Origin of the sequence: Megasphaera stantonii (assembly GCF_025567065.1) — a bacterium.
Taxonomy (GTDB): Bacteria; Bacillota; Negativicutes; order Veillonellales; family Megasphaeraceae; genus Megasphaera; species Megasphaera stantonii.
Genome location: NZ_JAOQKD010000037.1, coordinates 1 through 10,917 on the forward strand (window position 1 = coordinate 1; position 10,917 = coordinate 10,917).

General features: G+C 43.5%; 9 protein-coding genes. 2 read left to right on the plus strand and 7 right to left on the minus strand.

The annotated features are described in order from the left end of the window. Positions 1-142: 142 nt before the first annotated feature. A complete protein-coding gene (gene phnX / locus OCV58_RS11900) occupies positions 143-910 on the minus strand; it encodes a phosphonoacetaldehyde hydrolase (protein ID WP_154877971.1) in 768 nt (255 codons plus the stop codon). 236 nt (positions 911-1,146) lie between these two features. Between phnX and OCV58_RS11905 the strand changes: the two genes are divergently transcribed. Then, entirely contained in the window at positions 1,147-1,905 is a 759-nt protein-coding gene (locus tag OCV58_RS11905; RefSeq protein ID WP_154877972.1) for a DeoR/GlpR family DNA-binding transcription regulator, read from the plus strand. Positions 1,906-1,987: 82 nt separating this feature from the next. Next, positions 1,988-3,070: a BMP family protein gene (locus OCV58_RS11910; RefSeq protein WP_154877973.1), complete on the plus strand. Its 1,083-nt coding sequence runs from the start codon at positions 1,988-1,990 to the stop codon at positions 3,068-3,070. A gap of 74 nt (positions 3,071-3,144) precedes the next feature. On the opposite strand, the gene OCV58_RS11915 is transcribed toward OCV58_RS11910, so the two are convergent. The 6 genes from OCV58_RS11915 to OCV58_RS11940 form a co-directional block, all read right to left on the minus strand. Continuing rightward, on the minus strand, positions 3,145-4,458 hold the full coding sequence (locus OCV58_RS11915; RefSeq protein ID WP_267312922.1) for an L-cysteine desulfidase family protein: 1,314 nt from the start codon (positions 4,456-4,458) through the stop codon (positions 3,145-3,147). Between the two features lie 142 nt (positions 4,459-4,600). Next, on the minus strand, positions 4,601-6,391 hold the full coding sequence (locus tag OCV58_RS11920; protein WP_154877974.1) for a hypothetical protein: 1,791 nt from the start codon (positions 6,389-6,391) through the stop codon (positions 4,601-4,603). A gap of 10 nt (positions 6,392-6,401) precedes the next feature. After that, positions 6,402-7,343 carry a DNA repair protein gene (locus tag OCV58_RS11925; protein ID WP_154877975.1) on the minus strand — a complete coding sequence of 314 codons (942 nt, stop codon included), beginning with the start codon at positions 7,341-7,343 and terminating at the stop codon, positions 6,402-6,404. Between the two features lie 13 nt (positions 7,344-7,356). Further along, entirely contained in the window at positions 7,357-7,755 is a 399-nt protein-coding gene (locus OCV58_RS11930) for a hypothetical protein (RefSeq protein ID WP_154877976.1), read from the minus strand. A gap of 22 nt (positions 7,756-7,777) precedes the next feature. Beyond that, a complete protein-coding gene (locus tag OCV58_RS11935) occupies positions 7,778-9,961 on the minus strand; it encodes a toxin-antitoxin system YwqK family antitoxin (protein ID WP_154877977.1) in 2,184 nt (727 codons plus the stop codon). Between the two features lie 58 nt (positions 9,962-10,019). Further along, positions 10,020-10,250: a DNA translocase FtsK gene (locus OCV58_RS11940; protein WP_267312923.1), complete on the minus strand. Its 231-nt coding sequence runs from the start codon at positions 10,248-10,250 to the stop codon at positions 10,020-10,022. Between the last annotated feature and the right edge of the window lie 667 nt (positions 10,251-10,917).

Sequence of the window (10,917 nt, forward strand, 5' to 3'; positions counted from 1 at the left end):
TAACTGCAAATAACAGTTTGTAGGGGAGTTCTGATACTCCCCTATAAAAATGGCTATTTATCAACTGTTTGTTGTGACATAGCCAAAAACAAAAAACGCGGCTAAACGACGCCGTGTCCGCCATTTAGCCGCCTTCATATCCTTATTCTGCTATGCTCAGTATGTCCCGTATATCGTGAAGCACATAATCTGCGCCGGCCTCTTCGTATACGGCGCGCGCCTGCTCGCAGGCCGCCTGCCGTTCGCCTTCCGTCAAGCTGTCATACTCTTCCCGGCTCAGCCCCATGACAGAGCTGCCGACGATGATGCCCGCCGTCTTGACGCCGGCATGCTTTCCTTCCAGGATGTCCGTCACCGTGTCGCCGACTTTCAACACCTGGCTCGTCTGCTGCCATTTGAAATGCTCCATATTTCGGAAAATCATATACGGGTAGGGCCGGCCGAAACCGGATACGCTGTCCGGCGTAATCCAGAAATCCGCTTCATAGCCCTGCGCGGCAGCAGCCTTGACGACGGATTTCATCATGATATTCGTATAGCCCGTCGTACTGCCGATTTGATAGCCCCGGCGTCGCAGCTCGGCGATCGTATCGGCCACATATGGCTTGACCTCCGTCCCCCGGGCCAGCAGGGCAAGCAGCATCGGCTCAAAATCGTCGTATAACGTATCGACGTCCCAGTCCTGCGGCTCGCTGCGGAACCGCCGCCGCCATTCGCCGCGGATCCGCGGCATGTCCAGCATCGCCTGAATATGATTCCACTTCAGCATGCCCATTGGCCGGCGGATTTCCTCATTTGTCACGGCAATGCCCCGTTTGGCAAAAATTTCCCGAAAGACGACGACCGGAGCCATCGACCCGAAATCGACAGTCGTACCGGCCCAATCGAAAATAATTCCTTCCCACTTCATGCGTCTGCCCCTTTCCATTTACCAATATCTGCCGTAATAGTTTCGGATAGTTCCATTTATATACTTATATTATGACATTTTTTTCTAAATTCTGCAAATAAACGGCAAAATATATGTAAATTACAGCACATTTTGTAAAATTCTCGCAAAAGGATTTTACAAAACTATCCTTGTCGCCGCAAACGGATTTGATATACAATAAACTATGACAGAGCAAACGCAAAGGAGCAGCATTCATGATTCAGGAAGAACGCAAGCATATTATTTTGCAGGAACTGAGCCGTACCTCCGTCGTCAAGCTGGAAGATTTGTCCCAGCAGCTGAACGTATCAATCGATACGGTACGGCGCGACCTGAAAGCCTTAGACCGGGCCGGTTTGGTTCAATATATACGCGGCGGCGCCAAAGCCGTCCACGAGTCTCATCAATTCGCCCATTTCAACGGCCGCAAGGTCATACACAACGAGCTCAAGCGGGAAGCCGCCCGCAAAGCCGTGCAGATCATTCAGCCCAACGACTTGGTCATGCTCAATTCCGGCACGACGACGACGATTTTAGCCGAAGAAATCGCTCAAGCCGACCTTACGTGTTCCATCGTGACCAACAACATCGCCGCAGCCGAGGCCGCCGCAGCCAATCCGAAATGCCGCATCCACCTGCTCGGCGGCGATTGGGACGGGGCAGAGCAGTCCACCTGGGGAAGCCGCTGCCTTCGCGAAGCGGAAACGTATTTCCCCGATATCTGCTTTTTAGCCGTCAATTCGCTGGATGTGCAGGCCGGCCTGACAGATTTCCGTTTCCGCGAAATCCCCATCATGCAGGTCATGGCCCGCAACGCCTGGAAAACCTACGCCGTCATGGATTCTACCAAGCTGGACCGCCTGGCCAAAAAGCAGGTCTTCCCCCTGTCGCAGACGCCTGTCGTCATCATGGACAGCGATATCGGGACAGACGACCTGCAGCGCTACAAGGACGGCGGCATTGAAATCCAATGACGAAGTAAGCTACAGCAATTCGTCCGGCAGCGGGTATTCTTCTGCTGCGGACTCATCTATACTACGACAAAGAGGTGTTCCTATGAAAGTATCATTGAAAAAATCCGTACTTCTGTTAGGATGTGCAGCCTGCTTCCCCGCCTTTGCCCAGGGAGCCGTCGTCGAAACGGCCAGCCCGGAGGCGGCGACGGCTCCGGAAATCACGGTGCTCCTGCCCGGCAAGGCCCACGACAACGGCTTTATGGAAGCGGGCTACCGCGGCTACGAACGCATTGCCAAGGGCGTCACGGCGAATGTAAAATGCGTCTCCGACGTGTCTGCCACGTCCGACGCCGCCGTCCTGACAGCAGAGCTGCAGAAATTAGCCAAGGAACAGCCGAAGCTGATTATCGGCCACGGCGGGCAGATGAACGGCCCCGTCTCCGCTGTCAGCAAGGAGTATCCGCAAATCCAGTTCGTCGTCATCCAAGGCAGCGTAAAGGGCGACAACATCAGCAGCTACGTCGTCGACCAGGAACAGTCAGCCTTCTTAGCCGGCGCGCTGGCCGGCTATATGACAAAGACCGGCAAGGTCGGCCACATTTCCGGCGCCTGGCCCAAACCGGGACTCCAAGCCCGGGCAGCATTCTACAACGGCGTGAAGTACGCCAATCCCCACGCCCAGTTCTATTCGACCTTCACGGGCGACCTGGATAATATGAAGGTAAACGCTAAAGCGGCGGAAGCGCAGATCGGCGAAGGCGTCGACGTCATCTATACGATGCTCAACAGCGGGCGCAGCGCCGTCAACCAGGTCATCGCCAAGACCAACGGACAGGTATTGGAAATCGGCAACGTCATCGACTGGACGAAAGAATCGCCTATTTTCGTCGGCTCGGCCGTCGCTGACTCCAGCGAAGCCCTGTTCAACGCGGCAAAGGATTACAAGGCCGGTTCGCTGACCCACGATATTACGAAAATCGGCTTGGAAAAGCCGGATATCGTCCGCTTAGCCGTCGCACCCTTCGTGCCGGCCGAAGCCGTCAACAGGTTACACGACCTGCACCAAAAAGTCGTGTCCGGCGAAGTGCAGATCAGCACGACCTACGACGGTCCGGAATTTGATCCGGCAACTAAAACCTTTGTCAGCCAGGATGCCAAAAACCAGCGCAAAGCTAAGAAATAAGGTTCCTGCCGATTAAAAAACGCAAACAAGCCGTCTCAAAGGAAGCACCAGCTCCCAATGAGACGGCTTTTTGTTTAGGACATACGATTTCCCTTCTGCGATTTATCCTTTAAGATATCGATCATCGTCTGCTCCGTTCCGACCATACCCGGCGAAGCAATACAGCCCATGTAGCGGAACGTGTCCTCCGGCGTCGAACCCAATACGCCGTGAACGGGGTCGACGCCGACGCCCGACAAAGCAAAGCGTACCGAGCGGAACGCCGTATCGACAGCGGTGACGCCCTTCATCGTGCAGCCCTGATTTCCGCCGTCGCAGATCATGCCTGTAATGCTGGCCGCCATATTGGCGACAACGCGCTCCATGACGGCTAAATCGCCGCCCTTCAGCCAGGCCAGGGCGCAGGCCATGCCCGTGCCGGCAGCAATAGCGCAGCCGCAGAACGCTGACAAGCGGCCGGAATATTCCTTGATATACATGGTAATCAAATAGCTCAGCGCCGTCGCCCGCAGCAGCCGCCCGGCAGAAATCCCCTGGACCTGACAGACTGCGTATAAAGGCATCGTACAGATGATCCCATGAGCTCCTGAGCCCGTAATGCTCATGGCCGGCTTGTCCAGGCCCAGGACGCGGGCCTCGATAGCGCCGCCGCACAGCAGCTGCGCCGTCGTCACTTCGTCGCCGGAAATCATCTTCCCGCCGTTCATATCCCACAAGGCCTTGAGAAAGGTCGTCCGCTCATGGCTCACCCCTTCGTTGAACAAGGCCAGGTTCATGTCGTAGGCCTGCTGGATAAAGGAAATCTCCTCGATAGGCACCAATTGTATAAAGTTATACAATTCGGCCAGCGTATATTCGTGAATGGGCGCGCCGCCCACATCTTCCTGCCCCGGCTGCCCTTCGTCGTCTTTCTGAAATACGACGTCGCCGTTGACGACGATATTTACGATATTCGTATGCGTATGGGCAATCGTGACGGCACAGCAATCCGACGCCGTCGCCACTTCTGCGCGGATGTAAATATCCGGCGTAATCTCCCCGACCTGCACGGATACCTTTCCCCCTTCGACAAGCCCCTTCGCCGCTTCATTCGCTTGGTCGTCGACCTTCGCCAGCGCTTCCAGCCCCAGTGTCGCATCGCCGGCCACGACGCCCAGCGCCGCGGCATAGGCGTTCCCTACGGCGTCGGAATGGGGAATCCCGCACGTAAACGCATTTTTATACATGCCGGAATTCAGCACGACGTCGACGCGCTCCACATCCCCCTTCACAAACTCCCGCGCCTTAGCCGCCGCAAACGCAATCGCCCCCGGCTCGGTCACGCCCAACGCCGGCTTCATGTCGTCGCGGAGCAGTTTAACTAACCCATCCCAATCTTTTTGCTCCATACTCCTTCTCCTTTTAGGTCCCTGATATACATACATACCATTTTCCCCGTTACATTGATTATACCCTCTTCACTAGATATCCTAGTAAAGAGGGTACATATAGTATATATCAGAAATACACTTTTACAAAGGTAATTTATATTTATAATACAATTTTAGGCTTTGAACTCATATATTCTACAAATTCTTCCCTACTACGATAAGGAATATCTACTCTAAAAAAGTCTGCCATTTCCAGCAATCCATTGTTTACTACCTCCATATTGTCATCATTAAGACCTTGATTAATCGCAGCAGAAAGAGTAGAAAACTGAGCGCGTTGTTTCGTCAACTGTTCCATTGCAGCTACATCATAGGCCTCTGCTGCATCTTCCATAGCTTGGCGACGAGCATCAAAAATTTCCTGTACACGTGCATATCGCATCTCAGCCTTAACGGCAAATAAATCTAATGCTTCCAATGCACGAAATACAAGCACAGCTCCACATCCAATAACAATTCCTTGTACGACAAGTTGTACAGCTTCTGGAAGAGAATTAAAACCTGGAACCAGATTAGCCAATGAACTCCCCGCCATTCCTAATACGGTTGTAGCAACCAATTTCAATACGGCATCACCTTTTTGCGCTGTTGATTTTTCAGAATCAGCTAAAATGCGTACCATACTGACTAACGCAGTAAAACCATCTCTAATATAAGTTAAAAAAGTTTTTACCACGCCAAAAAACAAATTAATAATCCCGCTGATCAAGGCATTCAATGCCGTTTTCAAGATATCTGTTATTCCGCCAGAAGCAATATCTTTCCACTTTTCAGATAAATATATGCGAATTCGTTGAAGCCGTAATCCCAATGCTTCGCTTTTATCGGATACACCCATCGGCGGCTCGATACCGTGCAACAGCATGTCTTTGAGCTCATAATACATTGGCTTAAAAACTTCAACAATAAAAGTACCTACTGCCAATCCTGCACCAGCTTTGGCTCCTTCAACAGCCTTTATTGCTAGTTCATCATTGACTTTCTGGCGTAATTCTTTATTATTTGCATAGTTATTAATAACTTTTTTGTTTGCTTCCTTATTAATGGCTTTTTGTGCTTCTTGTTCTTTCCTTTTCATAATAGCTTTTGCAGTATCATCCAACCCAGCTTCATCAGCTTTTCCAGAATCAATAAATTCTGTATTTGTTAATTTACCTTTTTTACGATTAATTGTTTCAGATGTTATTGCAAAATTATCTTCCATATTAGCAATACTTTTAACATCACTATCAGTAAGGAGACAATTACCTTTTAGCTGGGAATGTACTTTTTCTAACGGAATGATATGGTCTGTTTCGGCCCGTCGAGTAGTTTTACCATTACGGGAATCGGTTGTACGCAAATCTACATTATTTTTACTTTGGTATATTCTTTTATTAGGGTCGTATTCATCTTTCGCAGTTTTATTATTCGATGAATATTTATCCTTTTTATACTTGTCCATTGCTTTTTTATCTTCATATAATGATTTCCTATTATTTATATAATTATCTTGGATATTTAATCCTGCATCTTCGTTAATGGTTTTAGCTACCGCATCACCTTGTTTACCAGCCGCGTCATTTTTATTTTGAATTCCTAATACTGATATATTTTCCTCATCATAAGAAAATGAGCGACATTCATCTACAATTCGCGTCGTAGACAAGCCTTTAGACTGTAACTCTCGACCAGCCTTGGACTTACGTAAGAAATTATCAACAATAGCTGTAAAGACAGGAATAACTACATTTTCTTCCTTATCTTTTCCGCTTTCAAACTCTTGATATATTTCATCTAATATTTCTTGAGAATTCTTCTGATCATACAGTTCAATATTATTTAAGACTCTAGGCATTTCCAAGGGTGACGCTTGGGCAATAGCTTTGCGTATTTCATCAGGTGTATGCATTATATCCTCCTTATGCAGCTTGGCACTGCTCATCGATATTACTCTGTGCTTGCATCACATCTTTATTAAATTTTTCTATATTATCGGAATGATCTATATCGACAAGCAGCGGCTTTTCAGCCATTACTTTTAATATTTTCGTTGCCGTTATAGCAGCCTGCAACTCTTCTTGATGTACTTTAGGCAAATGCGCAACAAGCATTTCACTGCCGACCACTTTATGAGCTTTAATTAGGCAACGAACATATAATCCATTCACAGCGTGGTTTACTCGGTCTAATATGCGAGTATATATGCTAATTAATGATTCAAAATAATACTCTATATTATCTAAAGATTTATCTATCATCTTTAGTTTTCTTATTGTTCCATCCATTTTAGCGATTTCATCATTGACGACCTTTTCTTGTTCTTTTACCGCCAACAATGTTTCTTTTGCTCTTTTCCTTGTCCAAAAGCCCAAGGTAAACACAGCCTGTATTGTCGTTTTTATTTTATCTTTATCAAAATCAATTTTAAAAACCTCTTTTCTCGCTTTTATGCCCGTCAGACTAGGAGCATCATATGTAAATGAATCAATCGCAAAATGATAGGTCTCTTCAACATCTGTAATACGCCTCAAATCTTCGGCAAAGCTCTTAAATAAATTGTTTTTAATGAGTTGACGTGCTGCGTTAATAGCCGTTACATGCTTCTCAATAGAGCTTAAATAACTTGCTAGCATGGTATCAAATTCTTTTTTCTTTTTTTCGTAGGTTGCTTTTATTTTATCATATAGAGCTTTCGCCTCATTATAAGTATTTTTCCCTGTAAAAGTATTCCATGTGTTCGTTACCTTCGTTCGTACAACGTTTGCTTTTTCCTTTACATAATTAACGACGCTGCGCGCAGTATTCGCAACCTTATTAGCGACCTTCTTAATTCCACTTTTTAAACTAGCCCACAATCCCATATCTGATTCCTCCCTACTTTAAAATATAATCATAGCCTTCATTTAATAAATCATTAAAATCCTGTACCCATCGAATCATGCGACGAATTTCCGTATCTCTGAATCCCCATTCTTTCCCTAATTGTTCTAACCAGTCCTGTTCTTTTTGATCGATCCTATCATCAGCGTACAGCACTCCGGCTAATTCAATATATACAGCTTTCCGAACTTTTTTCGTGCTAGATAAAAAAGCCGTAACTAATTTTTCTCTGTCTATATTTTTTAGCTGATAATCTAATAAATTAACCTCCCTTTTATACGTTTCATATACGGCTTTTTCATCACGATCAATAATGGCATTAGATTTCATAGCTAAGGCAGCTAATTCTAAAAAATTTTTACTTTCCCTTTCATTTAACATGTTTAAAAACATTTTTCTATACCTCCTTATATTTTTAACGAATTTTATTCCCATCTTCATCAAAATGCGATACTTCCACATGCTTTCGGCCATTTCTCCGTATGATTTCTTTTCTTGTCTCTATCTGCCCATTACGATAATACGTAACTTCAGATTGCAACTCCCCATCTTTGTAATTTTGGCTTACTGTTGGATTTCCTTGTTCATCATACTCAACAGCGTATATCATTGTATCCTTATTTTTTACTTCTGTTTTAATTAATGAATTCTTTTTAAATGTATTGTATATGGTATTCCCTGTGTCTTGTTCAGTAAATGTCTCTACTCGATTAGGCTTGATCTGAGGTTCAGTTTGTTTCGATAAATTCTGAACAGTAGTCCGAATGGATAAAAGTATAGATGCCAAGCTTCCATGCATGTCCATTATTTTAGATATCATCTGCTGCAACGCTATCTGTTTCTCTTGTGCTTCGTTGGTTATATCTAAAATGACATCTTGATGATGGTCAAGTTGCGTTATTGATTCCTGTAAAATACCTATTGTATTTTGTACAGTATCCGTATATCCCCGAATATCATCTCCTGTTTTTATTCCCGCTTGCTCAATAGTATCCCGTAATACTGTCATGTCCGACCGTAATGTTTTTGTTAGTTCTTTATTTGAACTATTGACAGCATCTGAATAATTTTGAATAAACTGAATTACTTTACCGGCCTGTTTTTCCGTATTCTTTTGGACTAGAGTCAGTATTTCCTTCGACTTATCATTAATGGTATTCCGATACATATTTGTTCCCTGTTGTATCTTCACATCAAGCATTTGTAGAGTATCTGAAACCGGCTGTATCGAATCCTGCATTTGTTTGACAATATCCTGTTTTTCATTTTTGATAGCTACCAATCCAACCTCTTTCATATTTTCAAAGGTTTTAATAATTTGATTTCCATGCTTTTCTGTAATATTTTGACTTTCTTGCACAGCTTGAATTAATATATCTTTTTGTCTTCCTGAAATAGTTTCAAATTGTTGCCTGCTTTCAATAATTTGGTTAGAAAGGTTATTCTGACAAATACTGATTTTTTCGTTATGATCTTTTTCCATCTTATCTAACAGACTCATAACTTTCTTTTGCCACACTATTTTAGAGTCTTCACTTTTTGTGTTGATCAGATTTATAGAATTCATCACATCTTGCTTACATAAATCCACCGAAGAAACAGTCTTTCTAGACAAATCATGCACCGCATTTAAAACATCCTGAAAATGTTGTTTGGCATCCTTCTTATCCTCCATTGCTATATTTTCCATACGCATTAAAATCTTATTTTGCCCATCTGTATAACTCCGCTTCTGTGCACTTGATGCTGTACAAATTTTTTCTAAAAGTAAGTCTCTGCTTTCGCTATTTGTATCAAGAATTAACTGCATGGCGTGCTGTAATTCTCTCAAAACACTAGTTTGATATTCCTTTACAGTAACCTGATGTTTCTCAGTACATTCCGTAAGTTGAGTAATGATTGCTTCTTGATGCTTATCAGCTATATGACCGCTTTGTATCGCTGTATCCTGAATTGTTCGTACAATTTGTTGTTGACATACAGCAATTGCTTTCCTTTTGCCTTCATCTAATTTTTCAAGTTTATTATGTAACTTAAATATACGTTGTTCATTTATCTTTTCTTGTTGGATACTTAGTTTATTAATAAGACTAATCTCATCCTTATGTTTTTCACGTACTGCCTCTATAATTTCATTTTGACTAGTCGTAATTTGATTTTTTATCATATCTCCCTGACTTTGGACCTGCTTTTGCAAAATGTCTTGGCATCCATCCATATACCTTTGCAGTCCAAGTTGGCAGTCATGTATATAACTTTGTAAACAAATTTGTTGTTCATCCAGATGTTTTATAAAACTTTCTTGTACTTGATCTATTTGAACTTGCAGAGCTTGTCGTTCATTAGATATATGCAGTAATATTTTTTCTTGCCATTCAATTTTTTCTTTTTCTCTCTGTTCTGAAAAGAACTGTTGTATTTCATAAGCATATGTAACAAGAAAAATTACTGAAATCACGAATACAATAGCTCCATAAGGAAATATTCCTAAAAGCATTGGCCCCAAACCAGAGGCAATAATCAATACTATGATAATGCCTATTCGATAAGGTAAAGTTCTTTGTATGTACTGTGTTAAATTTCCCAAAAATCCATTCATATATATTCTCCTTTACGTTTACTATCTATAAAAGGCAAGCATCTCTCCTCGAAAAATATCATATGTCTAAAAACTTCTGATATATTTCATCTTCATCCATGATAATTTTCCGTGCTTCATATCCATTCTTTCCGCTGATAATTCCCACAGCTTCCATATGCTCAATAAGACGACGGGCCCGATTATATCCGATATGAAACCGCCGCTGCAACATCGTCGTCGAAGCTTTTTGCTGATGCAGTACTTCTCGTACAGCCTCTTTCATAAGTTCGTCTTCAAAAAAATTCATTCTCATTCCTCCTCGCAATATATTGATCCTTGTATTCATATGGCAAGTATACAATATCAAAACGACACTATCTGTCGTTATTATAAAAACTAACCTCTTCATGGCAAAAAGGCGAACTTATGACGATGTATAGTTAGATATGCAGTGTCGCCGTGCCTGCTGATTGCAACACAAAAAAGGCAGCATACACCCCCTGCTACCTTGCAAAATACCCATAGCGAGACCTTCGTCTCCTCTGTTTTTCCTTATTTTTTTATGTAATGCAGTATATTTATACCCCCCCCCCCCGTGAATATGTAATGCATACGAAAGCTGAGCTATCCCGCATTTCTTTATGTCTATATATTCTCTCAACCGATGGAACATGCTAAAACTCCTCATAATAATACTTCGCTTCTAACGGCTTGATACTGCCGTATTTGATATTTGATAAGTAACATTGTACGAACGCACTGAATACGATTTAACATGCCTGTCAAAACGGCACGGTACACGCCTTCGCTGCCCGCGTTTTCTGTAATTAGTATACGTACATTTTTATTAAAAAGCAATACCATACCATTGCAATGACAGTGTCAAGTTGTTGTGGGTATATATTTGACAGAAACATCTTGGCATGTAAATCCGGCCTTTTAGTATCTAATGTATATGGTGATATCCACTGTTT

Bases quoted from the DNA above. Each gene is read 5' to 3' on its own strand.
- OCV58_RS11935 (WP_154877977.1), bottom strand. From the start codon at position 9,961: ATGAATGGATTTTTGGGAAATTTAACACAGTACATACAAAGAACTTTA.
- OCV58_RS11910 (WP_154877973.1), top strand. From the start codon at position 1,988: ATGAAAGTATCATTGAAAAAATCCGTACTTCTGTTAGGATGTGCAGCC.
- OCV58_RS11940 (WP_267312923.1), bottom strand. From the start codon at position 10,250: ATGAATTTTTTTGAAGACGAACTTATGAAAGAGGCTGTACGAGAAGTA.
- OCV58_RS11925 (WP_154877975.1), bottom strand. From the start codon at position 7,343: ATGGGATTGTGGGCTAGTTTAAAAAGTGGAATTAAGAAGGTCGCTAAT.
- OCV58_RS11930 (WP_154877976.1), bottom strand. From the start codon at position 7,755: ATGTTTTTAAACATGTTAAATGAAAGGGAAAGTAAAAATTTTTTAGAA.
- phnX (WP_154877971.1), bottom strand. From the start codon at position 910: ATGAAGTGGGAAGGAATTATTTTCGATTGGGCCGGTACGACTGTCGAT.
- OCV58_RS11905 (WP_154877972.1), top strand. From the start codon at position 1,147: ATGATTCAGGAAGAACGCAAGCATATTATTTTGCAGGAACTGAGCCGT.
- OCV58_RS11915 (WP_267312922.1), bottom strand. From the start codon at position 4,458: ATGGAGCAAAAAGATTGGGATGGGTTAGTTAAACTGCTCCGCGACGAC.
- OCV58_RS11920 (WP_154877974.1), bottom strand. From the start codon at position 6,391: ATGCATACACCTGATGAAATACGCAAAGCTATTGCCCAAGCGTCACCC.